General features: G+C 68.5%; 28 protein-coding genes and 1 tRNA gene. 13 read left to right on the forward strand and 16 right to left on the reverse strand.

Annotation, left to right across the window (positions count from 1 at the left end; genetic code table 11):
* Positions 1 to 3 precede the first annotated feature (3 nt).
* Positions 4 to 978 (forward strand): flagellar motor protein MotB, encoded by a 975-nt coding sequence (locus GGR46_RS16940; RefSeq protein WP_183999206.1) that lies wholly within the window; start codon positions 4 to 6, stop codon positions 976 to 978.
* Between the two features lie 44 nt (positions 979 to 1,022).
* Here GGR46_RS16940 and GGR46_RS16945 read toward each other — a convergent pair whose 3' ends face one another.
* Together GGR46_RS16945 and GGR46_RS16950 are read right to left on the reverse strand one after the other, a co-directional pair.
* Positions 1,023 to 3,995 carry a TonB-dependent receptor gene (locus GGR46_RS16945; RefSeq protein ID WP_184000138.1) on the reverse strand — a complete coding sequence of 991 codons (2,973 nt, stop codon included), beginning with the start codon at positions 3,993 to 3,995 and terminating at the stop codon, positions 1,023 to 1,025.
* A gap of 151 nt (positions 3,996 to 4,146) precedes the next feature.
* A tRNA-Leu gene (locus GGR46_RS16950) sits at positions 4,147 to 4,233 on the reverse strand.
* A 159-nt stretch (positions 4,234 to 4,392) separates the two neighbouring features.
* Here GGR46_RS16950 and GGR46_RS16955 point away from each other — a divergent pair.
* Complete coding sequence (locus GGR46_RS16955; RefSeq protein ID WP_246426198.1) at positions 4,393 to 5,715, forward strand: MATE family efflux transporter; 1,323 nt, start codon at positions 4,393 to 4,395, stop codon at positions 5,713 to 5,715.
* Here the strand turns inward: GGR46_RS16955 and GGR46_RS16960 are convergent.
* Entirely contained in the window at positions 5,696 to 6,448 is a 753-nt protein-coding gene (locus GGR46_RS16960) for an MJ0042-type zinc finger domain-containing protein (protein ID WP_183999208.1), read from the reverse strand. The two genes, GGR46_RS16955 and GGR46_RS16960, sit on opposite strands and share 20 nt — an antisense overlap.
* A 282-nt stretch (positions 6,449 to 6,730) precedes the next feature.
* On the opposite strand from GGR46_RS16960, the gene ftsE reads away from it, so the two are divergent.
* From ftsE to GGR46_RS16980, 4 genes are read left to right on the forward strand one after another with little or no spacing between them, the layout of a single operon-like run.
* Positions 6,731 to 7,435 carry a cell division ATP-binding protein FtsE gene (gene ftsE / locus GGR46_RS16965; protein ID WP_183999209.1) on the forward strand — a complete coding sequence of 235 codons (705 nt, stop codon included), beginning with the start codon at positions 6,731 to 6,733 and terminating at the stop codon, positions 7,433 to 7,435.
* Positions 7,432 to 8,316, forward strand: coding sequence for an FtsX-like permease family protein (locus tag GGR46_RS16970; protein WP_183999210.1), 885 nt, complete (start codon positions 7,432 to 7,434; stop codon positions 8,314 to 8,316). Before ftsE ends, GGR46_RS16970 begins: the two co-directional genes overlap by 4 nt.
* A complete protein-coding gene (locus GGR46_RS16975) occupies positions 8,313 to 8,843 on the forward strand; it encodes an ElyC/SanA/YdcF family protein (protein WP_183999211.1) in 531 nt (176 codons plus the stop codon). Before GGR46_RS16970 ends, GGR46_RS16975 begins: the two co-directional genes overlap by 4 nt.
* A complete protein-coding gene (locus GGR46_RS16980) occupies positions 8,843 to 9,526 on the forward strand; it encodes a lysophospholipid acyltransferase family protein (RefSeq protein WP_183999212.1) in 684 nt (227 codons plus the stop codon). The genes GGR46_RS16975 and GGR46_RS16980 overlap by 1 nt, the downstream gene beginning before the upstream one ends.
* 229 nt (positions 9,527 to 9,755) lie before the next feature.
* On the opposite strand, the gene GGR46_RS16985 is transcribed toward GGR46_RS16980, so the two are convergent.
* Positions 9,756 to 10,664: a prephenate/arogenate dehydrogenase family protein gene (locus GGR46_RS16985; RefSeq protein WP_183999213.1), complete on the reverse strand. Its 909-nt coding sequence runs from the start codon at positions 10,662 to 10,664 to the stop codon at positions 9,756 to 9,758.
* Positions 10,664 to 11,761: a histidinol-phosphate transaminase gene (gene hisC / locus GGR46_RS16990; protein ID WP_183999214.1), complete on the reverse strand. Its 1,098-nt coding sequence runs from the start codon at positions 11,759 to 11,761 to the stop codon at positions 10,664 to 10,666. Before hisC ends, GGR46_RS16985 begins: the two co-directional genes overlap by 1 nt.
* An 85-nt stretch (positions 11,762 to 11,846) precedes the next feature.
* Here hisC and GGR46_RS16995 point away from each other — a divergent pair, with 85 nt between their 5' ends.
* From GGR46_RS16995 to GGR46_RS17015, 5 genes are read left to right on the forward strand one after another with little or no spacing between them, the layout of a single operon-like run.
* Positions 11,847 to 13,394: a flavin monoamine oxidase family protein gene (locus GGR46_RS16995; protein ID WP_183999215.1), complete on the forward strand. Its 1,548-nt coding sequence runs from the start codon at positions 11,847 to 11,849 to the stop codon at positions 13,392 to 13,394.
* 32 nt (positions 13,395 to 13,426) lie between these two features.
* Positions 13,427 to 14,563, forward strand: a complete 1,137-nt coding sequence (gene metX / locus GGR46_RS17000; protein WP_183999216.1) for a homoserine O-acetyltransferase MetX — start codon at positions 13,427 to 13,429, stop codon at positions 14,561 to 14,563.
* Positions 14,560 to 14,997 carry a GNAT family N-acetyltransferase gene (locus tag GGR46_RS17005; RefSeq protein WP_183999217.1) on the forward strand — a complete coding sequence of 146 codons (438 nt, stop codon included), beginning with the start codon at positions 14,560 to 14,562 and terminating at the stop codon, positions 14,995 to 14,997. The genes metX and GGR46_RS17005 overlap by 4 nt, the downstream gene beginning before the upstream one ends.
* A complete protein-coding gene (metW, locus tag GGR46_RS17010) occupies positions 14,994 to 15,581 on the forward strand; it encodes a methionine biosynthesis protein MetW (protein ID WP_183999218.1) in 588 nt (195 codons plus the stop codon). Before GGR46_RS17005 ends, metW begins: the two co-directional genes overlap by 4 nt.
* Positions 15,582 to 15,585: 4 nt before the next feature.
* Positions 15,586 to 16,440: a pirin family protein gene (locus tag GGR46_RS17015; protein WP_183999219.1), complete on the forward strand. Its 855-nt coding sequence runs from the start codon at positions 15,586 to 15,588 to the stop codon at positions 16,438 to 16,440.
* 3 nt (positions 16,441 to 16,443) lie between these two features.
* Here GGR46_RS17015 and GGR46_RS17020 read toward each other — a convergent pair whose 3' ends face one another.
* Both GGR46_RS17020 and ssb read right to left on the reverse strand, forming a co-directional pair.
* Complete coding sequence (locus GGR46_RS17020) at positions 16,444 to 16,878, reverse strand: hypothetical protein (protein ID WP_183999220.1); 435 nt, start codon at positions 16,876 to 16,878, stop codon at positions 16,444 to 16,446.
* A gap of 17 nt (positions 16,879 to 16,895) precedes the next feature.
* The gene (gene ssb, locus GGR46_RS17025; protein ID WP_183999221.1) at positions 16,896 to 17,480 is read right to left on the reverse strand and encodes a single-stranded DNA-binding protein; all 585 of its coding nucleotides are present in this window, start codon (positions 17,478 to 17,480) and stop codon (positions 16,896 to 16,898) included.
* A gap of 74 nt (positions 17,481 to 17,554) precedes the next feature.
* Between ssb and GGR46_RS17030 the strand changes: the two genes are divergently transcribed.
* Entirely contained in the window at positions 17,555 to 17,728 is a 174-nt protein-coding gene (locus GGR46_RS17030) for a DUF4169 family protein (protein WP_183999222.1), read from the forward strand.
* Between the two features lie 207 nt (positions 17,729 to 17,935).
* Here the strand turns inward: GGR46_RS17030 and feoB are convergent, their stop codons facing one another.
* From feoB to GGR46_RS17050, 4 genes are all read right to left on the reverse strand, one after another.
* On the reverse strand, positions 17,936 to 19,786 hold the full coding sequence (gene feoB / locus GGR46_RS17035; protein WP_183999223.1) for a ferrous iron transporter B: 1,851 nt from the start codon (positions 19,784 to 19,786) through the stop codon (positions 17,936 to 17,938).
* Positions 19,783 to 20,055, reverse strand: a complete 273-nt coding sequence (locus tag GGR46_RS17040; protein ID WP_183999224.1) for a FeoA family protein — start codon at positions 20,053 to 20,055, stop codon at positions 19,783 to 19,785. Before GGR46_RS17040 ends, feoB begins: the two co-directional genes overlap by 4 nt.
* Before the next feature lie 183 nt (positions 20,056 to 20,238).
* The gene (locus GGR46_RS17045; protein ID WP_425506580.1) at positions 20,239 to 20,898 is read right to left on the reverse strand and encodes a COQ9 family protein; all 660 of its coding nucleotides are present in this window, start codon (positions 20,896 to 20,898) and stop codon (positions 20,239 to 20,241) included.
* On the reverse strand, positions 20,895 to 21,830 hold the full coding sequence (locus GGR46_RS17050) for a DMT family transporter (protein WP_183999225.1): 936 nt from the start codon (positions 21,828 to 21,830) through the stop codon (positions 20,895 to 20,897). The genes GGR46_RS17045 and GGR46_RS17050 overlap by 4 nt, the downstream gene beginning before the upstream one ends.
* A gap of 55 nt (positions 21,831 to 21,885) precedes the next feature.
* Here GGR46_RS17050 and GGR46_RS17055 point away from each other — a divergent pair, with 55 nt between their 5' ends.
* The gene (locus tag GGR46_RS17055; protein ID WP_183999226.1) at positions 21,886 to 22,980 is read left to right on the forward strand and encodes an alkene reductase; all 1,095 of its coding nucleotides are present in this window, start codon (positions 21,886 to 21,888) and stop codon (positions 22,978 to 22,980) included.
* Here the strand turns inward: GGR46_RS17055 and GGR46_RS17060 are convergent.
* Genes GGR46_RS17060 through ribD form a run of 5 tightly spaced genes read right to left on the reverse strand, consistent with a single transcriptional unit; the run spans position 22,977 to position 26,530 of the window.
* Complete coding sequence (locus GGR46_RS17060; protein WP_183999227.1) at positions 22,977 to 23,447, reverse strand: hypothetical protein; 471 nt, start codon at positions 23,445 to 23,447, stop codon at positions 22,977 to 22,979. The genes GGR46_RS17055 and GGR46_RS17060 overlap by 4 nt on opposite strands.
* A 4-nt stretch (positions 23,448 to 23,451) precedes the next feature.
* Complete coding sequence (ribH, locus tag GGR46_RS17065; RefSeq protein ID WP_221262833.1) at positions 23,452 to 23,871, reverse strand: 6,7-dimethyl-8-ribityllumazine synthase; 420 nt, start codon at positions 23,869 to 23,871, stop codon at positions 23,452 to 23,454.
* A 1-nt stretch (position 23,872) separates the two neighbouring features.
* Positions 23,873 to 25,009 (reverse strand): 3,4-dihydroxy-2-butanone-4-phosphate synthase, encoded by a 1,137-nt coding sequence (ribB, locus tag GGR46_RS17070; protein ID WP_183999229.1) that lies wholly within the window; start codon positions 25,007 to 25,009, stop codon positions 23,873 to 23,875.
* Entirely contained in the window at positions 24,996 to 25,604 is a 609-nt protein-coding gene (locus tag GGR46_RS17075) for a riboflavin synthase (protein WP_183999230.1), read from the reverse strand. Before GGR46_RS17075 ends, ribB begins: the two co-directional genes overlap by 14 nt.
* Positions 25,604 to 26,530, reverse strand: coding sequence for a bifunctional diaminohydroxyphosphoribosylaminopyrimidine deaminase/5-amino-6-(5-phosphoribosylamino)uracil reductase RibD (gene ribD / locus GGR46_RS17080; protein ID WP_184000071.1), 927 nt, complete (start codon positions 26,528 to 26,530; stop codon positions 25,604 to 25,606). Before ribD ends, GGR46_RS17075 begins: the two co-directional genes overlap by 1 nt.
* Between the last annotated feature and the right edge of the window lie 7 nt (positions 26,531 to 26,537).

Below are 26,537 nucleotides of genomic sequence, written 5' to 3' on the forward strand. Positions count from 1 at the left end.
GCCATGGCCACGGCACGCGCTCCCCATGGCGTAAACGCGCCGCCCAAGATCATCGTCAAGAAGGTCTATATCGAGGGGCATGGCGGCCATCACGGCGGCGCCTGGAAGGTCGCCTATGCCGATTTCGTGACCGCGATGATGGCGTTCTTCCTGCTGCTCTGGATCCTCGGCGCCACCACCGAGAAGCAGCGCAAGGCGCTCGCCGACTATTTTGCGCCGACCCTGGTCGAGCTGAAGCAGAACAGCGCTGGCTCGAACGGCCTGTTCGGCGGCGAGGCGATCAACCAGCGCGACAACTATCCGGGCAAGGCCTCGCAGACCGGCACCAAGTCGCTGACCGTCCCCGTTGGCGGCAGCGGCGGCAAGGATGTCGGCACCGGCGCCAAGGGTACGCTGAAGGACCAGCGCGCGCTGACCCAGCAGGACCAGAAGAATTTCGACGAGACCCAGAAGCGGATCCGCCAGCGCATGCAGGCGACTCCGGCGCTGGCCAAGCTCGCCAACCATATCCGCTTCGTCCCGACGCGCGACGGCATGCGCATCGATCTGATCGACGACGCCAATTATTCGATGTTCAACCTGGGCACCACGGCGCTGGTGCCCGAGGCGAGCGCTCTGATCGGCACGATCGCGGACTCGATCAAGGGCATGGAAAACCCGATCATGATCCGCGGCCATACCGACAGCCTCGGGTACGGCGATCCGCTGGCGATGAACAACTGGATGCTGTCGAGCGGCCGCGCCGAAGCGACGCGCCGGCGCCTGCTGTCGGGCAGCGTGACCGAGATGCGCTTCGAGCGGATCGAGGGCGTGGCGGACCGCGAGCCGCTGATCGTCGAGAACCCGGCCGATCCGCGCAACCGCCGCGTCTCGATCACCCTGCTCTATCGCCGGATCATGGACCAGGACCAGCAGGGCCGCTTCCGTCCTGGCCTCCGCGCCAGCCGCGAAGGCGGATCGCCGCTGGAGGCGCACTGATATTCCCCTCCCTGCAAGGGAGGGGAGCTAGATGGGGAACAGGCTCAGAAGAACTGCTTGCGGAAGGTGAGCTTAACCGTCCGGCCGATCGGGTCGCGCAGGTTCGGCGCATAGGCGGCCGGGGTCAGGCCATTCTCGTCGGTCACCTTCTGGCGGGCGTCGAACACATTGTCGACGCGCAGCTGGATCCGCGAGCCACGGAACCAGGGGTGCTTGAGCAGGAAGTCGATGTCCTGGCCCGGGTTGAACTCGGCGAGCAGGTTCAGCTTGGCGAGGCTGCCGAAATTGAGCTCGCCGGTGCTGCCCGGCACGCCGGTGGTGCCGCCCGTGGTGCGGGTGCCGCTCTGCCAGTTGCCGTTGAGCTGGAACAGCAGCGCATCGCGCTTCACGCCGGCGGTGAAGTCCACCCGGTGCGCCGCGATCGCCTGGCTGGTCGTGTCGCCCAGCCGGTCGATGACCGGCAGGCCCGGACGGATCTGGATTTCGTCGCGCAGCACCCAGGTGTGATAGGCGCTGAAGATGAGGCGGTTGCCCCCGCCGCCCCCGCCGCCAAAGCCGCCGCGGCCGCCACCGCCCGGACCCCCGCCACCGGGGCCGCCGAAGCGCGGACCGCCGCCACCCGGCGGGCCGCCCGCGCTCGGGCCGGCACCGTCGGCCGGCGGACGCGGCGGCGCTTCCTGGCCCTGGCCCTGCTGGCCCTCGGGCCGTGGGCCGCGGAACTGGCCGCCCTGGGTGCCACCGAACAGGCTCGACTGCTGGCCGAGCTTGCGGAACTGCTCGAACATCGCGGTCATCTCGGGCGGCAGCGGCTGGCCGGTGCGGCGCGATTCTTCGCGTGCCTTCTGGAACATCTCGCGGCGCTCGCGCATGCGCTTCTGCTGGGGCGAGGCAATCGGCAGGAACAGGTTGAAGCCCCAGCGCAGCTCCGAATGCTCGGTCCGGTCATAGTTCACCGGGCGCGCATCGATGCTGAGCAGCCGTCCGCTGCCGTCGCGCACGAAGCGGTCGGGGAACGCTGCCTCCACTTCGGCCGAGGCGCCGGGGAAGCTCTGGATCGCGTTGCGGAAGCGCGAATTGGTATAGTTCACCACGATGCCGAGATTGGTCTCGGTGAACGGCCGGATGTTCAGGCCCGCGCGGAACACGTGGCGACTGTCGGCGCTCAGCAGCGCATTGCCGCCGCTGATCTGGCTGATGTTGACGCTCTCGCCGCGCACGAAGTCATAGACGGTGACGTTGGGCGTGGTGACCACCGGGTTGCCGAGCTGGCCCGGCGTCGGCGCGTTGCTGTCGTCGATGAAGCTGACGATCGCCTGGACCTGGGTGATCGGCGACCAGTTGAAGCCATAGCCGGTGGTGGTCAGCCGCCCGAAGTCGGAGAGCTGCTCGATCTCGATATTGGCGTTGACCGAGAAGTCGCCGATCGCGTCGAGCACCGCGCGGCGGCGGCTGGTGATCGGGATCGAGATGTTGCCGCGGATCGCGCCGGTGTCGCGCGAGATGTCGCTCGCGCTGTACACGCCCGAGCGGAAGGACTTGCCCGACAGGTCGTTGGTGCGCCCGGCCACGCGGATGCTGCCGGTGACGTCACCCGCCGGCAGCTTGAACAGCGGGCCGTTGGTCAGGAATTCGACATTGCCGACCTTGGTGGTCGATTCGGTCCAATCGTCCGGACGGCTGCCGATCGCGCTGTAGGGGATCGCCGCGAACGGGTTGAAGTTCGGGTCATTGGCGTTGAGCAGCGCCTGCGCCACGCTCGGATCGACGCCGCGCGTCGTCGTCGAATCGCTGCCGGTCTGCTGGTAATTGGCGTTGAGCGACCAGCGCCAGCTGTTGATCCAGGGCGAGCTGTCGCCGTTGATCGTCAGCTCGCCGCGCAGTGCCTGGCTGCTGCTCGAGCGGGTGAGCGGGTTGAGATTGTCGTAATAGCGCAGCAGCTGGACGTCCTGGCCGAACGGCGAGAACGGGTTGCCCGTGGGCAGGCGCAGCGTCGCGCTGGGCAGGCCGAGCCAGCTCTCGCTCTCGTTGACGTCGAGATTGACCGTGGCGGTCGCGCTCACCTTGGGCGACAGCGCGCGATTGTAGATGCCGCTGATCGTCAGGTTCTTCGCCGGGCCGACCAGGGTGCGATAGGGCGTGACGTCGGTGATGTTGGGATCATTGGCGTTGGCGGCATAGGCGGCCAGCGCCTGCGGGCCGGTCGCGGCGGCGGCGGGCGCCCCCACGACGGTGACGGTCGATCCCGCCAGCGCGCTCAGCGCCGGATCGATCTGCGCGCCGCCGAAGCCGGTGATGTTGCCGGTCGTGTCGAACAGCGCGTTGCCGGCGCGGCTGACCCCGCGCTCGCTCTCGAGGATCGAGGAATTCTGGTTGTACTTGACGTCCAGCGTCACCCGCCCGTCGCGGTTGAGCTTGAGGATGTTGACGTTGGCGCTCTCGGTCGCGTTGCCGCCGGCGGTGGGCATCTGGCCCTCGAGCACCGTCGTTACCGCCTGGAAGCGGCGGCGCAGCACGAAATTGATCACCTTCTGGGTGGCGCCATAGCCATATTGCAGCGCGACTTCCTCGGGCAGGATGTCGATCCGGTCGATCGCCTCGGTCGGCAGGTCGCGGACTTCGTTCATGCTCGAGCGGCGGCCGCTGATCAGGATCACCGGCTGTTCGTCGCCGCGGCCCGATCCGCTGCCCAGCTGCGCCTGGAGCGCGGTGATCAGCTCCGAGACGTTGGAGGCGCCATAGGCGCGGATATCGGCCGGGTTGAGCTGGACCTCGGGCTTGACGTCGGTCTTCACCGCGCCGGGCAGCACGCCGTTGACGACGATCGCGCCTTCGTCGCCGCCGAGCTCGTCCGCTGCCTGCTCCTGTGCCGGGGGGCTGTGGGGCGCCGGGGCCTGGCCATGGTCCTGCGATGCGGGCGTGGTGGCCGGCTGCTGCTGGGCCTGGGCCAGTGCCGCCTCCGGCATCGCACCCACGACCAACCCGGCAACCGCCGCACCCAGCATCAACTTCGAACGCATCTATTCCCACCCATTTCGATAACCCCGCGCGGCACCTGACACCGCGCGCATGAACGCTTGGTGGCTAGCCGCGACTTGTCGCAGAAGTTTGCCGGGTTCTCGAAAAAATTGCGGCACCGCGGCGATGTCGCCGGGTGCCTGCATTTTTCACTGGTGCGGTCGAGAAGACTCGAACTTCCACGGCCTTTCGGCCACAACGACCTCAACGTTGCGCGTCTACCAGTTCCGCCACGACCGCACGTGAAATCCGTCAGTTGGGATACCGACGGCTGGTAAGGCAGCGGCCCCTAGCAACGCGTTTCGGACATTGCAAGCGGTTCCGCCGCGCTTTTCCAAACTAGATGAAATCCGCTAAGCGCGCCGTCCCATGCGCCTATCCTCCGATCTTTCCGCCGAGATGCGCCGAATCCTCGCGCTGGCCTGGCCCGTGGCGCTGACCAGCCTCAACTGGACAATCCTCCACGTCACCGATGTGGTGGTGATCGGGTTCACCGGCACCGGCCAGGTGGCGGCGCTGGGCGCTAGCCGCGCGCTCACCTTCCCGGGCATCGTGATGGGGCTGGGGGCGCTGACCGGCGTGCTCGTCCATGTCTCGCGTGCCGATGGGGCGAAGGATTTGCCCGGCACCGGCCGCGTGTTCCACCAGGGGCTGCTACTCGCCACCGCGCTCGGCATCGTCAGCGCCCTGCTGCTCTTCGCCTTCGCCACCCCGATGCTGCTCGGGATCGGCGTGGCGGCGGAGGTCACTCCGCTCGCCGCCGATGTCGTGCGGGTGATGGCGCTCGCCTATCCTTTCCAGCTGCTGATCGTCGCGTCGAGCTTCTTCCTCGAAGGGGTGAGCCGGCCGCAGCGGGTGACGACGGTCAACCTCGCCATCCTGCCGGTCAACGCCCTGCTCGCCTGGGCGATGTCGGGCGGGCATCTCGGGCTGCCGGCGATGGGCGCGACCGGCGCGGCGCTGGCGACGACCATCGCCTCGGCGCTCGGCGCGGCGGGCATGATCGGCGCGGCCTGGACCTTGCCGCGGGCAAAGGCGCGGGGCGTGCACGACCTGGCCGGCCTGTTCAGCCGTGATTCGCTGAAGGGCGCGCTGGGGCTCGCCTGGTTCGGCCTGATCCCCGCCATCGCCTCGGGGCTCGAGCTGGTCGGCTTCTCGATCCTGATCGCGCTGTCGACCGAGCTGGGCGACGTCACCGCCCACGCCTTCCAGCTCGTCTTCTCGATCCACAACGTCACCTTCTCGGTGGCGCTCGGCCTGGGATCGGCAGCGGGGGTGCGCGTCGGCAATGCGGTGGGGGAGGGCGTGCCGCAGGCTGCGGCCCGGCGTGCCGCCATCGCCGCGGCGCTGGCCGCGCTTGCCACGGGCACGCTCGCGCTGCTGCTGGTCCTCGTCCCCGCGCCCCTCGTCGCGCTGTTCCCGGCGGTGCCCGAGGTGCATCGGCTCGCCCTGGTCATGCTGCCGATCTGGGCGCCCTTCATCCTGTTCGACGGGGTGCAGGTGGTGTTCGTCTATGCGCTGCGTTCGCTCGGCGACCAGGTCGCGGCGGGGATCAACTCGGTGATCGCCTTCTTCCTCGTCACCGGCGGTGCGGGGCTGGTGTTCGTCCGGCTATGGGGCTGGGAGGCGACGGGCCTCGTCCTGGCCTCGGGCATCGGCATGGTCGTGGCCGCGCTGCTCCACGGCACCCGGCTATGGCGGGTCAGCCGCCGATTTCGTTAGCGAAGCTCAGCCGCGTCCAGCGCGCATTGCGCGGCGGGTCGACCTGGGCCGAATTGAACTCGAGCGATTGCTTCGGCCCGATCTCGCGCAGCTGCGGCGTGACGCGCCAGCTGTAGACCAGCCGGTTCTGATCGTCGGTCAGCTCGATCCGGATGTCGGGCACGCGCTGCTTGTCGGCGGTGGGATTGGCGACCTTGCCCGAGATGATGAACAGCTCGCTGCCATTGGTCTGGGTGCGCAGCTCGACCTTCTTGTCGGCGAAGACGAGCGGCGTTTCGACTTCGCTGCCCAGGTTGAGACCGAATCCCAGCTGCGCCGCCAGCCCGGGCGCCCCCGAATAGAGGATCGCACCGGTGCCGAGCAGCATCGAGAAGCCGGCGATGAACGCGGCAGCGGTCCAGCGGCGTGCCGGGTTGCGGCGCGGCTTGAACGGCGGCTGCGGGGCGAAGGGATCGTAATCCGGCGAACGCCCGCCGGAGGCGGCGCTGATCGAGGCATCGTCGAACACCCGCGGCGCCGCGGGCGCCTCGCGCTTCGGTGCTTCGGCCTCGCGCTTGGGGGCAGGGGTGACCGGGCCGTCGGCGGCCGTGGCGCGGGTGGTCAGGTCGAGCGCGACGGGAGCCTGGAACCAGCTGTGCTTGCAGCTCGCGCAGCGCACGGTGCGGCCATCGGCGCCAATGGCGCTGTCGGGCACCAGATAGCGGGTACGGCACTGGCTGCATTCGAGGATCATTGCGCTCGGCTCACGACACACGGGGGCCCGTCGCCCGATTGTCATGATTCTAGACCCATCGATTCGCGCTAACAAGAGTCCCTGGCCCCTCTATCCCCAGCTTCTTGAGAAGGGCCATTTGTTTGGCGGTGCCGGCCCGCTCCCCCACCCGGCCACCCAACGGCAGTATCATATGGGCGGCCGGGTGGGGGAGCGGGCTGGTGCCGCACGCGCAAGCGCGCTGCGCTTGAGCACATAACAAGGCTGTGCGATGGCAGGTGCAAGGGAAGCGCCGGGAGCCTGATGGCCAGCATCGTTCAATTCGAGAATGTCGGCCTGCGCTATGGTTCGGGCGACGAGACTCTCTCGGACATCAGCTTTTCGCTGAACACCGGCGCCTTTTATTTCCTCACCGGCCCGTCCGGTGCGGGCAAGACGTCGCTGCTCAAATTGCTCTACCTTGCCCAGCGCGCGACCCGCGGCACGGTGCGCATCTTCGGCGAGGATGCCGGCGCCCTGCCCCGCACCCGTCTGCCCGGCTTCCGTCGCCGCATCGGCGTGGTGTTCCAGGATTTCCGGCTGGTCCCGCACCTCTCCGCCTATGACAATATCGCCCTCCCGCTGCGCGTCGCCGGCGTGTCCGAGAGCGATATCGAGGCGCCGGTACGCGAGATGCTCGCCTGGGTCGGCCTCACCGATCGCGGCCGCGCCAAGCCGCCCACCCTGTCGGGCGGCGAGCAGCAGCGCATCGCCATCGCCCGCGCGGTGATCGGCCGTCCCGAGCTGCTCGTCGCCGACGAGCCGACCGGCAACGTCGATCCCGACATGGCCGAGCGCCTGCTCCATCTGTTCGACAGCCTCAACCGGCTCGGCACCACCGTGGTGGTGGCGACGCACGACTTCCATCTGCTCAACCGCATCCCCAACGCGCACATGATGCGGCTGGAAAAGGGGCGGCTCAACGATCCCACCGGTGCGCTGCGCAACCCGCCACGGGGCGCCGCGTGAAGCTCAGCCTCAATCCCAACGCTCCCGATCGCCGTCTGCTCGACGAGAGCCGGCGGACGCGCGCGATGACCTGGATCATGGCGATCATGGTCTTCCTCACCGTGCTCGCCGGCGCGCTGGGCCTGGGCATGTTCGCTGCCACCGCGCAGCTCGATCGCCAGCTCGCCGGGCGGCTGACCATCCAAATCGTCGAGCCGGATGCAGCGGTGCGCGACAGCCAGGTGAAGGCGTTGCGCACGGCCCTGCCGCGCGTGGCGGGCGTGACGCGCGTGGCCGAGGTCGATCGGGAGCGGCTGGCCGAGCTGCTCAAGCCCTGGCTGGGCGACACCGGCCTCGATCCCGACCTGCCGATGCCGGCGATGATCGACGTGGAGACGCGGGGCGGCAACGGCGCGGTCGTCGAGCAGACCGCCCGCGCCATCGCGCCCGGCGCCCGGATCGACAGGCATGCCCAGTGGCTCTCGCCAGTGCGCGGGTTCATGACCACGATGAGCTGGCTCGCCGTCGGGCTGATGCTGCTGATCGCCAGTGCCACCGCCGCGGTGGTGCTGCTCGCCGCGCGTTCGGGGCTGGACACGCACCGCGACACCATCGATGTGCTCCACATGCTCGGCTCCACCGATGTCCAGATCGCCCGCCTGTTCCAGCGGCGGATCGCGTTCGATACGCTGCTCGGCGGCCTGCTCGGTACCGTGGCGGCGCTGGGGCTGGTCTGGTTCCTCCAGTCGCGCATGGCGCTGGTCGGCTCGGAGATGCTGAGCGGCGTGGCGCTGCAGCAGCGCGACTGGTTCCTGCTCCTGCTGGTGCCGCTCGGCTTCGCGCTGCTCGCCACCTTCGCGGCGCGGCGCACGGTGCTGCGCGCCCTGGGCCGCACGCTGTGATCCTGCGCCTGATTGCCCTGATCGTGATCGCCTGGGCGCTCGGCTTCGCCGCGTTCATGCTTTCGCTCGGCCATCCGCTGGAAGGGCGCAAGACCGATGCGATCGTGGTGCTCACTGGCGGGTCGAAGCGGATCGACCGCGGGCTCGAAGTGCTGCGCGCCGGCGATGCCGAGCGCCTGCTGGTCAGCGGGGTCGATCCCGACGTCCGTCCCGGCGAGTTCGCGGCGGAGTACAAGATCGATCGCAAGCTGATGCGCTGCTGCGTCGATCTCGGCTGGCAGGCGGTCGATACCCGGTCCAACGCGGAAGAGACCGCCGAATGGGTGAAGGAGCATGACTACAAGACGGTGCGCCTCGTCACGTCCGACTGGCACATGCCGCGCGCCCGGCTCGAGCTGGCCCATGCGCTGAAGGGGGTGGAAGTGGTCGGCGATCCGGTGCGCAGCCAGCCGGGCTTCGCCATGCTGTTCCGCGAGTATCACAAATATCTGGTGCGCCGCATCGCACTGCTGCTCGGTGCCTCTTGATGAACGTCCTGCGTACGCTGGTCTTCTCGATCTTCTTCTACGGCCTGTCGGTGGTGCTGGTGCTGCTCGTGCCGCTCGTGGCGCTGCTCGGCGGCGATGCGCTGCGCAGCTATGCGATGGCCTGGGTGGGGCTGATGACCTGGTCGGCGCGCTGGATCCTGGGGATCCGGGTGAAGATCGAAGGCGAGATTCCCAAGGGGCCGGTGATCTTCGCGGGCAAGCATGAATCGCTGTTCGAGGCACTCGAGCTGAGCCGGCTGCTCGGCTCGCCCGCCACGGTGATGAAGCGCGAGCTGGCGCAGATCCCGCTCTGGGGCTGGGCGGCGCGGCGTTACGGCGTGATCATCGTCAACCGCACCGCCAATGCCGCGGCGCTGCGTTCGATGATGAAGGATGCCAGGGTGGCGCTGGCGCAGGGCCGCTCGGTGCTGATCTTCCCCGAAGGCACCCGGGTGAAGCCGGGCGAGGCGCCGGCGCTGCGCTCGGGCTTTGCCGGGCTCTACCGGATGCTCGATCTGCCCGTGGTGCCGATCGCGGTGCGCAGCGGCCATGTCTGGCCCAAGCACGGGATCAAGAGGCCCGGCGTCATCACCTTCCGCTTCGAGCCGCTCATCCCGCCCGGCCTGCCCCGCGCCGAGGCCGAGGCGCGGGTGCATGCCGGGATCAACGCGCTCAACGGCTGAGGCGCGGTCCGGCTTGCAATGTAGGATTTCGTCTGATTGGCTCGAGCGGTCGGAACTGGCGTTCCGACCGCTCTTTGCCATGTTGGAGAAATAGGATCACGCCTGCGCAACACTGTTGCGAGATGCGGCGTGTTCGCGGCAACCGTGTCAATTTTGACGCCGTGAAAACCCGCTTCTGGCGTGTACTTCGCATTCTTTGACGAGTCGCCAGGCCTGCGCCGGTAGGAGGCTAGTCGTGCGCGCGTCCGAAATCCGGCGCCGCATCGTCCTGCCCCTGCTCGATGATCGAGCGGCGGATCGCGCGGGTGCGGCTGAACAACTCGAACAGCTCGTCGCCCTTGCCCCAGCGGATCGCGCGCTGGAGCGCGGTCAGGTCCTCGGAGAAGCGCTGGAGAATGTCGAGCACCGCTTCCTTGTTCGCCAGGAACACGTCGCGCCACATCGTCGGGTCCGACGCGGCGATGCGGGTGAAGTCGCGGAAGCCGCCGGCCGAATATTTGATCACTTCGGACTGGGTGACTTCCTCCATGTCCGATGCAGTGCCGACGATCGTATAGGCGATCAGGTGCGGCAGATGGCTGGTTACGGCTAGCACGCGGTCGTGATGATCGGGCGCCATCGTCTCGACCTCGGCGCCCAGGCGGCGCCAGAATTCGAGGACGCGCTCGACGGCGAAGGGCGCAGTGCCCTCGACCGGGGTGACGATGCACCAGCGGCCATGGAACAGCGAGGCGAAGCCGGCTTCGGGGCCGCTATTCTCGGTGCCGGCCACCGGGTGGGCGGGAACGAACACGGCGTCGGGGAGCGCCGCGTGGACGGCCTCGACGACGCTTTCCTTGCACGAGCCGACATCGCTGACGATCGCCTCGGCCGGCAGGTCGGCGGCGATGTCCGCGGCCGCGGCGCCCATTGCGCCGACGGGCACGCAGAGGATGACGAGGTCGGCGTCGATCACCGCAGTGCCGGCCGTGTCCGCGATGTCGTCGCACAGGTCGATGCGCACCGCGGTCTCGCGCACGGCGGGATCGGCGTCATAGCCGGTCACCCGCACGCTCGGCATATGCTGGCGGATGCCGCGCGCGATCGACGAGCCGATCAGGCCCAGTCCGATGACCGTGACACGCGCGAAAGGCAGCATCAGGCTTCGCCCGCCAGGCTCCGCAGCGATGCGATCACGCCGCGCGTCTCTTCCTCGGTGCCGATGGTGATGCGCAGCCCGTGGGGCAGACCCTGGCCCGGCAGCCAGCGGACGATGTAGCCGGCCTCCATCAGGCCCTTGTACGTCGCCTCGGCGCTCAGCTGGCCTTCGAACAGGACGAGGACGAAGTTCGCCTGGCTCGGCACGGCGCGCAGGCCCTTGTTGCCCAACTTGGCGATCTCGCCCGAGAACCAGCGGCGCCACTCGGCATTGTGCGCCTTGGTGTGGTCGACGAACTCGGTGTCGCCCAGCGCCGCGACTGCCGCCGCGGTGCCCGCGATGGTGATCGAGAAGGGCAGGCGGATACGGTGCATCGCCTCGATGATCGGCGCCGAGGCATAGCCCCAGCCGATCCGCTCGGCGGCGAGGCCGTACATCTTGGAGAAGGTGCGCGTCACCAGCACGTTCGGCGCGGTGCGCGCCAGCTCCATGCCGCCGTCATCGTCGTCGCCTTCGATATATTCGGCATAGGCGTGGTCGAGGACGAGCAGCACATGGCTCGGCAGGCCGGCGTGCAGGCGCAGGATCTCCGAGCGCGGCGCATAGGTGCCGGTCGGGTTGTTGGGGTTGGCGACGAAGACGATCTTCGTGCGCTCGGTCACCGAGGCGAGGATCGCATCCACATCGGTCGCATAATCCTTGTCCGGCGCCACCACCGGGATCGCACCGACCCGGCGAGTCGCGATCGGGTACACGGTGAAGCCGTAATGGACGTAGATGATCTCGTCGCCCGGCCCGGCGAACGCGCCGGCGGCGAGGTGGAGGACTTCGTCCGAACCGTTGCCGTAGATGATGCGGGCGGGATCGAGGCCGTATTTGTCTGCGATCGTCTCGCGCAGCTCGACGGCGCTGGCGTCAGGGTAGCGCTCGAGGCTGGTCGCGGCGGTCAAAAAGGCGTCGCGCGCCTTTTGCGAAGTGCCGAGCGGATTCTCGTTGGACGAGAGCTTGGTCACCTTGCGGCCGTCATCGGTGGTGGAACGCCCCGGCACATAGGGGGCGATTTCCATGATCCAGGGCTTGGGAACGGGTGCAGTCATGGTCGCGCGGCTTGGCGGAATGGTTACCGGATGGCAAGGGTCAGGCTCTAGGGCTTCATGGTTAAGCAGGAGCCGAGGAGGGGCAATGCGGGGGAACGGCATCGTCTGGCGCGCACTGGAAGCGGCGCGCCGGCGGAATCTCGAAGCGGCGGGCGAGGCCCAGCCGATCAAGGGCGCGAGCGGCGCGACGCGGCGCGCGGTGCTGCAGGCGATGGCGGCCGGCGGGGTCGCGACGGCTTTGCCTCGCCCCGCCATGGCGCGCTCCGTCGGGCGCGTGGCGATCATCGGCGGCGGCATCGCCGGCCTCACTGCGCTCCACCATCTGCGCGAAGCGGGTGTCGATGCCTTCCTCTATGAAGGGCGGGGCCGCACCGGCGGGCGGATGTACACCCACAAGTCGGGTGATTGGACGTTCGAGGTGGGCGGGCAGCTGGTCAATACCGACCATTACGACATGCAGGCGCTGCTCAAGCGCTTCGATATCCCGCTGATCGACCGCAAGGCCGAACCGCACGACACGCTGATCCTCGCGAACGGCCGCCTCGTCACCGACAGCGAGCTGGCCGAGGCGCTGCGCCCGATCGCCGCGCAGATCGGCAAGGACGCCGACCGGCTCGACAAGGACCATGCCCGAGTCGCGCCCGATCTCGATCGGATGTCGATCCACGATTATCTCGACCGCCACGCCGCGCTGATTCGCCAGCCCTGGCTGCGGCAACTGCTCGAGGCGACCAGCCGTACCGAATATGGCGTGGAGCCGAAGCGCGCCTCGGCGATCGAGCTGATCTTCAACCTGCCGACGGTGGACGGCGCGCGGGCCGAAGTGCTGGGCGGCGCGGACGAGCGCTATGTGATCGAGGGCGGGAGCTCGGCCCTGGTCGAGGCGATGAGCGCGCATTATGCCGACCGCATCGCCACCGGCAAACGCCTGCTCCGCGTCGAATCGGGGCTCAGGCTGCATTTCCTCGATGGCTCGGTCGAGCGGGCCGACACGCTGATCGTCGCGGTGCCGGGGCCGGTCACCCGCCAGATCGATTTCCGCGTCCCGCTGCCGGCCCAGTGGCGTGCCTTCATTCAGGTGATGGAGCTGGGCTATAACGAGAAGGTCCAGTCGGGCACCAATGCGACGCCGTGGCGCGGGCCGATGGGAGTCGGCGGCGAGCTCTGGCAGACCGATGCCGATGCCGGCTGGGCGCTGGGCTGGGACGGCAGCGTCCATCGCAAGGACGGCGTGTCGCCGGTCTGGACCTGGTTCCTGGGTGGCGACGAGGTGCTCCGTGCCGATAGCGAATCGCCTTCGGAGCTGGCCAGGCGCTTCGCTGCCAGCGCCGCGCCGGCGATCCCCGGGCTGATCGAAGCGGCCACCGGTCCCTTCACCCGCACCAACTGGCACGCCCAGGCGCTGACCCTCGGCGCCTATTGCAACTATGCCCCGGGCCAGCTCACCCGCTTCTCCAGGCTGCTCTGCGTCGAGGACGAGGATGGCAACCAGGTGTCCCAGGCCGGACGGATCTGGTTCGCCGGCGAGCACCTCTCGGATGCCTTTCCGGGATACATGAACGGGGCGGCGCAGACCGGGCGGATGGCCGCGGGCGCCATCCTCGGCAAGCGGATCGACGCGAAGGCTGCTTGAACCGCGGGGCGTGCGCCCGTAACGACGCGGGAATGTCCGACGATCCGCGCTATGGCACAGGCCGCTCGGTGACGCTGCCGGGGCCGTTGCGTCTCGACGGCGGCGTGCTGCTGTCGCCGGTCGACATCGGCTACGAGACCTATGGCAAACTCGCCCCCGATGGCGGCAATGCGATCCTGGTCTGCCACGCGCTGACCGGCGATCAGCATGTCGCCTCCGAGCATCCCCGCACCGGCAAGCCGGGCTGGTGGACGCGCATGGTGGGGCCGGGCAAGCCGATCGATACCGATCGCTATTTCGTGATCTGCTCGAACGTGCTCGGATCCTGTCTTGGAAGCTCGGGGCCGGCGACGATCAATCCCGCCACGGGCAAGCCCTGGGGAATGAGCTTCCCGGTGATCACCATCCGCGACATGGTGCGGGCGCAGGCGATGCTGCTTGATCATCTCGGCGTCGAGAAACTGTTCGCGGTCGTCGGCGGATCGATGGGCGGGATGCAGGCGCTGAGCTGGGCGGCAACCTTTCCCGAGCGCGTCGCCTCGGCTGTGGTGATCGCCAGCGCAGCGCGACATTCGGCGCAGAACATCGCCTTCCACGAAGTCGGCCGCCAGGCGGTGATGGCCGATCCCAAGTGGCGCGGCGGCGACTATTACGAGGACAATGATCCGCCCGTCGCCGGCCTCGCCGTGGCGCGGATGGCGGCGCACATCACCTATCTCTCCGAGGCCGGGCTCACCGCCAAGTTCGGGCGCAAGCTGCAGAGCCGCCCAGAGAAACCCGACGGCGCCAAGACCTTCGGCTTCGACGCGGACTTCCAGGTGGAAAGCTATCTGCGCCACCAGGGGCTGGCATTCGTCGATCGGTTCGACGCCAACTCCTACCTCTACATCACCCGGGCGCTCGACTATTTCGACCTGGCCGAGGAACATGGCGGGCTGCTCGCCAATGCCTTCAAGGGCAAGGACACGCGCTTCTGCGTGGTGAGCTTCGACACCGACTGGCTCTACCCGACCAGCGAATCGCGCTCGGTCGTCCATGCGCTCAACGCCGCGGGCGCGCGGGCGAGCTTCGTCGAGCTGAAATCGCCCTTCGGCCATGATGCCTTCCTGCTGGAGAGCCCCGAGCTCGACCGGGTGGTGCGCGGGTTCCTGGAGGCGGGCAAGGCATGAGCGACTATCGCATCTCGTTCGACAAGGCCGAACTCGATCTCGACCTGATCCATGCGTTCCTGAGTGGGTCCTATTGGGCCAAGGGCATCCCCAGGCACATCGTCGAGACGTCGATCCGCAACTCCTTCTGCGCCGCCGTCTTCGCCAAGGACGAGGCTGGCCAGGATGAGCAGGTGGGGTTCGCGCGGCTGATCACCGATTTCGCGACCTTCGCCTATCTGGCCGATGTGTTCGTGCTGCCGGCGCATCGCGGCAAGGGCGTCGGCATGCAGATGCTGGAGGCCGTGCAGGCGCATCCCGAACTCACCGGCCTGCGCCGCTGGCTGCTGTTCACCCGCGACATGCAGCCGCTCTACGCCAGGCTGGGCTGGACGCCGATCCCGCATCCCGAGCGCTGCATGGAGCGGCACGACGTGGACCTCTACACGCGATGAGCCTGCGCCCCGACCTTGCGATCATCGCGGCGAACGTGGCGGCGGGGAGCCGCGTGCTCGATGTCGGCTGCGGCGACGGTGCGCTGATGGCGGCGCTGCGCGACACGCGGCAGGTCGATGCGCGCGGGCTGGAACTCGATGCGGGCGACGTTGCCGAAGCGGTGGGGCGCGGGCTTTCGGTGGTGCAGGGCGATGCCGATACCGACCTGGCCGATTACCCCGACAACAGCTTCGACTATGCGATCCTGAGCCAGACGCTGCAGACCACCCGCCACCCGGACGTGGTACTGGAGAACCTGCTGCGCATCGGCAAGCACGCCTTTGTCTCCTTCCCCAATTTCGCGCACTGGCGGGTGCGGGCCTCGCTGCTGTTCGGCGGGCGGATGCCGGTGACGCGGTTGCTGCCGGTCGCCTGGTACGCGACGCCCAACATCCACCATGTCACCGTCGACGATTTCCGGGCGCTGGTGGCCGAGCGCGGGATCACCATCGAGGGCAGCTGGTTCCTGTCGGGCGACCAGCGCTGCGGCTCGGCGATGGCGAACCTGTTCGCCGAGCATGCCGTGTTCCTGCTGAGGAGGTGAGGTGATGCGGACGGTGAAGCGGGTCCACCCGGCGTTTCGCGACGATATCGGCGATCTGGTCACGCGGCGTCCGGTGCCTGGGCCGGCGATCGGGCATGTCGGCGCCTTCCTGTTCCTCAACCATCACGGCCCGCAAAGCTATCCGCCGAACAATCGCGGCCTGCCGTTCGGCCCGCACCCGCATCGCGGCTTCGAGACGGTGACCTTCATCCTCGAAGGCGAACTGGCGCATACCGACAGCGCCGGCCATTCAAGCATCATCCGGGCCGGCGGCATCCAGTGGATGACCGCGGGCAGCGGCATCGTCCATGCCGAGGTCTCGCCCGCCGACTTCAAGCGCGACGGCGGACCGATGGAGATCCTCCAGCTCTGGGTGAACCTGCCCGCCCGGCTGAAGATGGCAGCGCCGCGCTACGTCGGCGCGCAGGCCGAGGCGATCCCGAGCGTCACCGCCGATGGCGCCACCGTCCATCTGATCTCGGGCGAGCACGCTGGTGCCAAGGGCGTGATCGAATCGCTGACCGGCGTGTTCCTGAGCTGGGTCGAGATCGAGGCCGGGGGCAGCGTGACCTTTGCCGGGCTCGAGGGGCGCGACGTCTTCCTCTATTGCGCACGCGGAATGTTCCACGTGGAAGACGCCGCGGTGGCGCATTTCCATCTCGCCGAGCTGACCCCGGGCGACAGCGTGACGATCACCGCCACCGAACCGACGCTCTTCCTGTTCGGCCATGCCGCGCCGATCGACGAGCCGATCGTGGCGCACGGTCCCTTCGTGATGAACAGCGAGGCGGAGATTCGCCAGGCATTTCAAGACTATCAGGCCGGCAAGTTCGGTGTGGCGGAGATCGTCGAGGCCTGAGGCCTATTTCGCCACGCCCCAGTTCACCGTGACGTTGGTGACTGCGGTTGCCGATTCGGCCGAGACCCGCAGTGTGCGCCTGTCGCCGTCGCCGGCGGTGAACGACCTGCCGTCCTCGATCCGGAGCGACAGGCCCTGGGCGAGCGCCTGCTGCTTCGACCAGGTGAGGATGGTCGAGGGCGAGGCGAAGTCGGTGTAGATCACCGTGCCGCTGTGCTTGCCGGTCACCGCGACATCGCCGCTGGCGCAGCTGATGATCTTGGCTTCCTTGTAGATCGGCACGAAATCGGGCTTGTCGTTGCAGGTGCCCGCCGCGACCTTGGCGGGAATCCCCTTCGAAGTCGCGTCGATCACATTCTGCGCGGCGGGATCGTCGGTCGTCCTGGGGCCGCCACAGGCCCCGGCCAGCAAGGCCAATCCGATCACCGCAACGCGCATGACAATCCTTTCACCGATCAGAACGGCACATCGTCGTCCAGATCATCGGGGAACCCACCACCGAAGCTATTGTTGCCACCGCCGGCCGCGCCGCCCGAGCGCTGGCCGCCGCTGTTGAAATTGCCGCCGCCGCCGCGGCTGGAGGACTGGCCGGCGAATTCGTCGCCGCCACCGGCGCCCCAATCGTCACCGCCCGAGGAACGGCCGCCGCCAAAGCCGCCGCCGCCACCTGCACCACCGCCGCCACCCGGGGCGCCGTCGAGCATGGTGAGCACCGAGTTGAAGCCCTGCAGGACGATCTCGGTCGAATAGCGGTCCTGGCCCTGGGCGTCCTGCCACTTGCGGGTGGTCAGCGCGCCTTCGATATAGACCTTGCTGCCCTTGCGCAGATAGCGCTCGGCGACATTGGCCAGGCCTTCGTTGAAGACCTTGACCGTGTGCCACTCGGTCTTTTCCTTGCGCTCGCCCGAGTTGCGGTCCTTCCAGCTCTCGGACGTGGCGATGCGCAGTTCGACGACCTTGCCGCCGTTCTGGAAGCTGCGGCTCTCGGGATCGCGCCCGAGATTACCCACCAGGATCACTTTGTTGACGCTGCCCGCCATGGAAACTCCGCTATGAAAATCGTATCGACGGTGGCGCGTGCGCACTTCGCCGGTGAACGAATGGGGTACTATCCTTGGCCGAGATCATCAACCTGAACCGGGCGCGGAAAGCCAAGGCACGTGTGGACAAGTCCGCCCGCGCCGAAGAGAACCGCGCACGCTTCGGCCGAAACAAGGCCGAGAAGCAGGCCGAGGCCGCCGAGAAGGCCCGCATCGCCAGGACGCTGGACGACGCGAAGCGCGACTGAGCGCCGGCTGGAAGTTTACGAAGTTTACGGCACGGGGCCCCTGTTTCGCCCTTTCCGACATCGCCGGCGATGGCTTCGTTGCGACATTGGCGCGCGACAGCTGTTCCACTTCGATCCTCCAGTCGGAACGAAAGTAGAACAGGCGCAATCCTACATTGCAAGACGCCTTCCCCGGCGAAGCCGGGGTTCAGGTGGACAACGCGTTCGCTACAGACCCAGCGCCACCGCGCTCCAATAGGTCAGTCCCGCCGCGACATAGGCGAGCGCGAAGAGATAGCCGATCATGAACATCGGCCATTTCCAGCCATTGGTCTCGCGCCGCGTCACTGCGATCGTCGAGATGCACTGCGGCGCGAAGACGAACCACATCAGGAAGGCGAGCGCGGTCGGCAGGGTCCAGCGCTTGCGGAGATTCTCGGTGATCGTCGCCTCGCCCTGGGCGTCCTCGGGATTGTCGACCGCATAGACGGTGCCGATCGCGGCCACCGCCGCCTCGCGCGCCGCCATCGCGGGGAGCAGGGCGAGCGAGATGTCGTGGTTGAAGCCGATCGGCTTGACCACGACCTCGATCCCGCTCGCGATGCGGCCGGCGACCGAATATTCGCTCTGCTTCTGCCCGGCGGGCGCCTGGGGGAAGGTGGTGAGCAGCCAGAGGATCGCCACCGTCGCGGCGATGGTGGTGCCGGCGCGCTTGAGGAAGATCTCGGCGCGCTGCCACAGGCCGAGCAGCACGTCGCGGATGCGCGGCAGCTGGTATTTCGGCATCTCCATCATGAAGCCCGAGGTCGCGCCCTTGGTGACCGTGTGGCGCAGCACCAGCGCCGCGCAGAAGGCGCCGACGATGCCAAGGATGTAGAGCGCGAACAGCACGAAGCCCTGCAGGCCGATGCCCGGGAGCAGGCTCCGCTCCGGGATCAGCGAGCCGATGATGATCGTGTAGACCGGTAGACGCGCCGAGCAGGTCATCAGCGGGGCGATCAGGATGGTGGTGAGCCGGTCCTTCTCGTCGGCGATGGTGCGTGTCGCCATGATGCCGGGTACGGCGCAGGCGAAGCTCGACAGCAGCGGGATGAAGGCGCGGCCCGACAGGCCGACGCTGGCCATCACCCGGTCCATCAGCATCGCGGCGCGGACCATGTAGCCGGTCGCCTCGAGCACCAGGATGAAGGCGAACAGGATCAGGATCTGCGGCAGGAACACCACCACCGCGCCGACGCCGGCGATCAGGCCCTGGACGAGGAAATCGCGGATGAAACCGTCGGGCAGCGCCCCGGCCACCGTATCGGACAGCCAGGCCATGCCGCCCTCGATCCAGCCCATCGGCGCCTCGGCCCAGGCGAAGACCGACTGGAACATGATGAACATCAGGGCGAGCAGGATGATCGGGCCGGCGACCGGATGGAGCACGATCGCGTCGATCCGGTGGGTCCAGCGGCGCGCCGCGGTCTCGGAGACGGTGACCGCGGTGGCGATCTGGCGGGCGCGGCGCTGGAGCACGACGATGTCGTGCTGGGCGCCGGCACCTTCGCGCAGCTTGTGGCCGGCCTTGAGCACCTCGCCCAGCCGCTCCTTGAGCGCATCGAGCCCGCGCTTGCGCACCGCGACGGTGGCGACGACCGGCACGCCGAGCTCGCGCTCCAAGGCTTCCGCGTCGAGGACCAGGCCGTCACGCTCGGCCATGTCGACCATGTTGAGCGCCACCACCATCGGCAGGCCGAGCGCGGCGAGCTGGAGGGTGAAGCGCAGGTGATTGTCGAGATTGGTGGCATCGACCACCACGACGATCCCGTCGGGCAGGCGCTCGCCCTCCTGCTTGCCGAACAGCACGTCGCGGGTCACCGCCTCGTCGGGCGAGGAGGGATCGAGGCTGTAGGTGCCGGGCAGGTCGAGCAGCTCGACCGGGCGGCCATCGGGCAGCGCCAGGCGGCCGGCATGGCGCTCGACGGTGACGCCGGGATAATTGCCGACCTTCTGGCGGGCGCCGGTGAGGGCGTTGAACAGGGCGCTCTTGCCGGCATTGGGATTGCCGACCAGCGCAACCAGCGGGGCCGCGTTCATGCCGCGGGACTGACGTGGATCGCCGAGGCGACGTGGCGACGCAGCGCGACGATCATCCGGCCGATGCGGCAGGCGATCGGGCCGCCGCCGAGCAGGCCCGACTTGTGGAGCAGCTCGACCTCGACGCCTTCGTCCAGGCCCAGCTCGCGCAGGCGCCGGCCCTCGGGCTCGCTCAGCTTGCTCCAGTCGACCATGGCGACGGAGCCGGGCTTGTGGCGAGGCAGGCTGGCAAGCGGAACGGGCACGGGAATCGCAGCGGGGGCATTCATGCTGCGAGTCATTATCAATTGCGGGGAGAGGACGCCAGTGGGTAGTTCCCGCAACTCCTCTCCCATTGGGAGAGGAAGGGGCCCGCTCGCGCAGCGAGTGGGAAGGTGAGGGTCGAGATGGGAGCCGCCCTCACCCTTCCGCGCCTTCGGCGCTCCCTCCCTCTCCCAATGGGAGAGGGATTTTCAGACCGCCGGGTAGCGCAGCCGTCCCACGAAGCGCGACAGGCTGAAGCGATGCTCGGGCGGCGTCAGCCATTTGGCCTTGGCGCGCTCGAACTGCATGATGTTCTCGATCCGCCGGGCGAGGAAGGCGCGGGTATCGGCCTGGCCTTCGCTCTCGTCGTCGAGGAACACCGCGATGGTCGAGGCATAGACGGCGCCGAGTGTCATGCGCTTGGAGTAATGGTTGTAGTCGGTCGCGGTGTCGCCGGCGGCGCGCCACATCGCATCGGCGGCGCGCCAGCCGAGCCGGGCCCCGCGCGCGGCGTTCTGGGGCATGGCGAGGATGGCGAGCGCGCGGCGCAGCGCCTCGCGGTGCGGGGCGGCGACATCGAGCCGGGCTTCGACCAGCGCCGTGATGCGCGCGCGGATCTTCATCGCGGCCAGCTGCTCGGGCGTGAAGCGTGCGAGCATCGCGGCGTCGATATGGGCGAACCAGGCGTCGATCATCGCGACCGGGCCGTCGGTGAAGGCGAGATGGGCAATGTCGCGGTCCACCACCAGCGCATCCGCTGCCGCATCGAGCGCGCGGTTGTTCCAGCCGTCGAATGCCGCATTGGCGGCCAGTTCCGGCGCGAGCGCGGCGCGCAGTTCGTCGAGAGTCGCGTCCTTCAGGTCCATCATGCCGATTTAGACCCCTCAGCTTGCGACGCAACCCGCGGTCCGCCCTTGCGGACGAGCACCAGCGCGATCGCGACCAGCACCGCGCCGACGAATTCGGCGGGGCCGAGCCGCTCGCCATAGACGGTCCAGCCGATCACGCCCGCGACGATCGGCTGGCTGAGCAGGGCGATGCCGACGACCAGGGGCGAGAGATGCCCGATCGCATAGATCAGCAGCCCCTGGCCCAGCACCTGGCTCGCCAGAGCCAGGCCCACCAATATGCCCCATTGCTGCGGCCAGAACTGCTCGCCGCCGAGCAGTGCTGCGAGCAGCAGCGGCAGCACGCTGGCCGAGGTGGAGAGCGCGAGCGCCGGCAGTGGTGCCACGACGGTGCGCGCCTTGCTCATCAGCACGAAATAGCAGGTGTAGAGCGTGCCGGAGAACAGGCAGAACAGGTCGCCGGCCAGATGCTTGGGCGAAAGCTGGAAGGAGCGGCCGAGCAGCAGCGCCGCCCCGGCGGCGGCGAGCGCCAGGGCGATGCCCTGGGTCCGGGTCGGCCAGGCGCGGGCGACCAGGAAGCCGTAGATCGGGAACATCAGGATCGCCGAGTTGCCGAACAAGGTGGCGTTGGCCAGCGTGGTGCGCAGGATGCCGAGGTGCCAGGCCGCCAGGTCGGCGGCGAAGGCGATGCCGCCCAGGCCGATCGTCAGCCACAAGGCGCGGGCGGGGGCGAAGGGGCGGCTCTGGCCGGAAAAGGCGAGGGCCAGCGCGAGCAGGATCGGCGCGGCGATGGCGACGCGCCAGAAGGCGGCGGCGACCGGACCGACATCGGCCAGCCGGACGAACCAGGGCCCGAAGGCGAGGGCGACATTGCCGATGAGCAGGGCCAGCATCGGCAACGCAGAGCCGGTTTGCGGGGACGTAGCTTTTCTTGGGGAGGCCGGCCGATGCATGGGTTCCCTTAGCCCCCTATTTCCCGGCGTCACAGTCGTTAGGGAATTTGCGACGATGCCGAATCTGTTCGATCCGATCCAACTGGGCGCGATCCATGCGCCGAACCGCCTGCTGATGGCGCCGCTGACCCGCGGCCGCGCGACGCGAGAGCATGTGCCGACGCCGATCATGGCGGATTATTATGCCCAGCGCGCCAGCGCCGGCCTGATCATCTCCGAGGCGACCGGCATCAGCCAGCAGGGCCTGGGCTGGGCCTATGCACCGGGCCTGTGGACCGACGAACAGACCGATGCCTGGAAGCCGGTGGTGGAGGCCGTGCACGCGGCCGGCGGGCGGATCGTCGCGCAGCTCTGGCACATGGGCCGGCTGGTCCATCCCGATTTCCTGGGTGGCACCGCGCCGGTCTCGGCTTCGGCCAACACCGCGCCGGGGGAAGTGCGCACCTATCCGGCCGAGGAGAGCGGCGAGATCAAGCGCCCCTATGCCCAGGCCCGGCCGCTGCGCACCGACGAGATCCCCGGGCTGCTCGAGGATTATGCGCGCGCCGCCCGCAACGCGATCCGCGCCGGGTTCGACGGGGTGCAGGTCCATGCCGCCAACGGCTATCTGATCGACAGCTTCCTGCGCGACAATTCCAACTTCCGTGACGACGACTATGGCGGCTCGATCCCCAATCGGGTGCGGCTGCTCCGCGAAGTGACCCAGCGCGTGGTCGACACGATCGGCGGCGACCGGACCGGCGTGCGCCTGTCGCCCAATGGCGAAGTGCAGGGCATCAACGACAGCAACCCGGCGCCGCTGTTCGAGGCGGCGGCCGCGGCGCTCGACGAGATCGGCATCGCCTTCCTCGAGATGCGCGAACCGCGCCCCGAAGGCACCCGCGGCAAGCCCGATCACCCGCCGGTCCATCCGGGGATGCGCAAGGTCTTCAAGGGGCCGCTGATCCTCAACGCCGACTATCATCTCGACGATGCCCAGGCGGCGCTCGATGCCGGCGAGGCAGATGCGATCGCGTTCGGCCGGACCTTCCTCGCCAATCCGGACCTGCCGCATCGCCTGCGCGAGCGGCTGCCGCTCAACCCGCAGCGCGAGGAGCTGTTCTATGTGGGCGGGGCGGAGGGGTACACCGACTATCCCGTCGCGGCCTAGTTCGGGGTCGCGTCCAGCGCGGTGAGCCAGGTGGTGGCGGCGGTGCGGAAGCCGTCACGCACCTTGGCGTTGAAGACGACGAAGGCCAGCACGAACGCGATCGGCCAGCCGATCAGCGCGAACAGGAAGATCAGGACCACAATCGCCACCATCAACCCGCCGATGAGCTGGCCCTGGGCATCGGTGCCGATGCGGATGCGACGCGGGGCCTGCTTGTCGAACCAGGGCGCAGTGGTGAAGCTGAACCCCTCGCCGCCTGAATCGCGGCCACGCGGCTCGGATGCGCGGGGCATCGGACGGGGTTGGGATTGCGGCCGCGGCGCACCCATGGTGCGCGGGCGGTCCGCGAAGATTTCGGGCCGGGCCGTGACGGCCGGCGGAGCGACGGATCGCCCCGCCAGCGTGTCGATCACGACCAGCCGGCGCCCCTGCTCCACTACACGGTAGCGGGTCGGGGGCATGTCCATGGCGTCAGCCGAACTTGCTCTTGAGCGCCAGCATCGCCAGCGCGGCCTTGGCGGCTTCCCCGCCCTTGTCCTTCTCGTCCGGCTTGGCGCGGGTGAGCGCCTGGGCCTCGTTCTCGACGGTGAGGATGCCGTTGCCGATCGGCAGCGAGTCCATCGCCAGCGCCATCAGCCCGCGGGCGCTTTCATTGGAGACCACTTCGAAGTGATAGGTCTCGCCGCGGATCACCACGCCGAGCGCGACGAACGCGTCGTAGCGGCCGGTCTCGGCGGCCATCGCCACCGCGCCGGGGATCTCCAGCGCGCCGGGGACGGTGATGGTCTCGTGGCTGTGGCCGGCTTCCTCGATCGCGGCGCGGGCGCCTTCGAGCAGCAGGTCATTCAGATGCGCGTAGAAACGCGCTTCGACGATCAGGACACGTGCCAACTTATTCTCCGGTATCGATGGGGCGCTCGCCGACGATCGACAGGCCATAGCCGTCGAGCCCCACGAGCGTGTGGTGGGTGTTGGTGAGCAGGATCATGTCCTGCACGCCGAGTTCGGTGAGGATCGTCGCGCCGACGCCGTAGTCGCGCAGCTCGTCCATGTCCTTTTCCTCGAGCGTGCCCGCGCGCGCCTGCAGCGCTACGGTGAACTGGTCGGGACGCGGCTTGTTGATCACCACGACCACGCCCGCGCCCTCTTCGGCGATGAGTTCCATCGAGCGGCGCAGCAGCCCGCCGCGCGCGCCGCCTTCGCCGAAGATGTCGGAGAAGGGCGACAGGGCGTGCATGCGCACCAGGGTCGGCCTGGCCGGATCGATCTTGCCCTTGACCAGCGCGACCTGCTCGGTCTCGGTCGCCTTGTTCCAGAAGGTCAGCGCGGACCACTCGCCGCCCCATTCGCTGTCGAAGCGCGTTTCGGCGCGCTTCTCGACGAGATGGTCGTGGCGGCGGCGATAGGCGATCAGGTCGCGGATCGTGCCGAGCTTGAGGTTGTGGAACTGGGCGAAGGCGATCAGGTCGTCGAGACGGGCCATCGTCCCGTCGTCCTTCATGATCTCGCAGATCACGCCCGACGGATTGAGCCCGGCGAGGCGGGCGAGATCGACCGCAGCCTCGGTATGGCCGGTGCGGACGAGGACGCCGCCGTCCTTGGCGATCAGCGGGAAGACATGGCCGGGCGAAGTGATCGCATCGGGGCCGTTGGCCGCATCGATCGCCACCGCGACGGTGCGCGAGCGATCGGCGGCGGAGATGCCGGTCGAAATGCCTTCCTTCGCCTCGATCGACTGGGTGAAGGCAGTGCCAAGCGGGGTGCCGTTGACCCGCACCATCGGCTCGAGCTGGAGCTGCCGCCCACGTTCGGCGGTGAGCGCGAGGCAGATCAGGCCGCGGCCGAAGCGCGCCATGAAGTTGACCGCGTCGGGCGTGGCCATCTGGGCGGGGATGACGAGATCGCCTTCGTTCTCGCGGTCCTCGTCATCGACCAGGATCACCATCCGGCCGTTGCGGGCCTCGTCGATCAGCTCCTCGGGCGAGGAGAGGAAACCATGCTTCAGGCGTGCTAGTTCAGGCTTTGCCACGGAGCGCCTCCATGCGCTGCAGGTAACGGGCGAGCACGTCGATCTCCAGATTGACGGCCTGCCCTGCTTCAAGTCCGCCGAATGTAGTGACGGAAGCGGTGTGGGGAATGATGTTGAGGTCGAATTCGACACCTTCATCGGTATCGCGCACCGCATTGACGGTGAGCGAGACCCCGTCGACGGTGATCGAACCCTTGGGCGCGACATAGGGCGCCAGCTCGGGACCGGCGACGATCACGACATGGTGCGAGCCGCCGATCTCCTCGATCGACTTGACCGTGCCGATGCCGTCGACATGGCCGGTGACGATATGGCCGCCCAGCTCGTCGCCGAGGCGCAGCGCGCGCTCGAGGTTGAGCCTGCGGCCCGAGGTCCACATGCCCTTGGCCGTGCGGCTGATCGTCTCTCCCGAGACGTCGAAGGCGACCCAGCCCGGCGCCTTGTCGACCACCGTCAGGCAGACGCCCGAGCAGGAGATCGAGGCGCCGAGGTCGATCCCGGCGGTTTCATAGGCGGTGGAGACGCGGACATGCAGGTCGCCCTGCTTTTCCGTGGCCTCGACCGTGCCGATATCAGTGACGATTCCCGTGAACATTATGCGCGCTCGTAGACCTCCATCCTGTCACTGCCAAGCATGCGGCTTTCCATCAGCCGCCAGCGGCCATGGGCGTCGCCCAGCCGGGTAAGTCCGATATCGCCGATCGCCGCCCTGCCCTCGCCGATCAGGATCGGCGCGCGGTAGAGCAGCAGCCGGTCGACCAGGTCGGCGCGGAGGAAGGCGGAGGCGGTCTCGGCACCGCCCTCGACGAAGAGATGGTCGATGCCTTCGAGGCCGGCAATGTCCTCGGGGCGACGGAGGTCGCCGGTCGAGGACAGTACCAACTGGCGCGGGGCGCGGTCCTCGAGGCCGGGCAAGCGGACATCGAGTCGCGGCTGGTCGATTTCCATCGTGCGGCGGCCGACCAGGATCGCCTCGTGGCGGCTGCGCTCGAGATGGGTATGGGCACGCGCCTCGGGACCGGTGATCCACTGGCTCTCGCCCGAGGGCAGCGCGATGCGGCCGTCGAGCGAAGTGGCGAGCTTGAGCGTGACCTGGGGGCGGCGCTTTTCCAGCCGGGTCAGGAAGCCGGCCATCGAGCGGCGTGCTTCCCCGGCGCGGACGCCTTCGGTCACTTCGATTCCCGCGGCGCGCAGGCGTGCGGCGCCGGCGCCATCGGTGCGTGGATCGGGATCGCCGAGCGCGATCACCACCCGGGCGACACCGGCCGCGACCAGCAGGTTCGAGCAGGCAGGGCCGCGCGGCGATTCGTGCGCGCAGGGCTCGAGCGTGACGTACGCAGTTGCGCCGCGCGACTTTTCGCCGGCCTCGGTCAGTGCCATCGCCTCGGCGTGCGGGCGGCCGCCGGGCTGGGTCCAGCCGCGGCCGATGACGATCCCGTCGCGGACGATCACGCAGCCGACATTGGGATTGGGCGCAGTCCGCCCGCGTCCGCGCCCGGCCAGAGCGAGCGCGGCACCCATCCAGCGG

Source organism: Sphingomonas kyeonggiensis (assembly GCF_014196745.1).
GTDB classification, from domain to species: Bacteria; Pseudomonadota; Alphaproteobacteria; order Sphingomonadales; family Sphingomonadaceae; genus Sphingomonas; species Sphingomonas kyeonggiensis.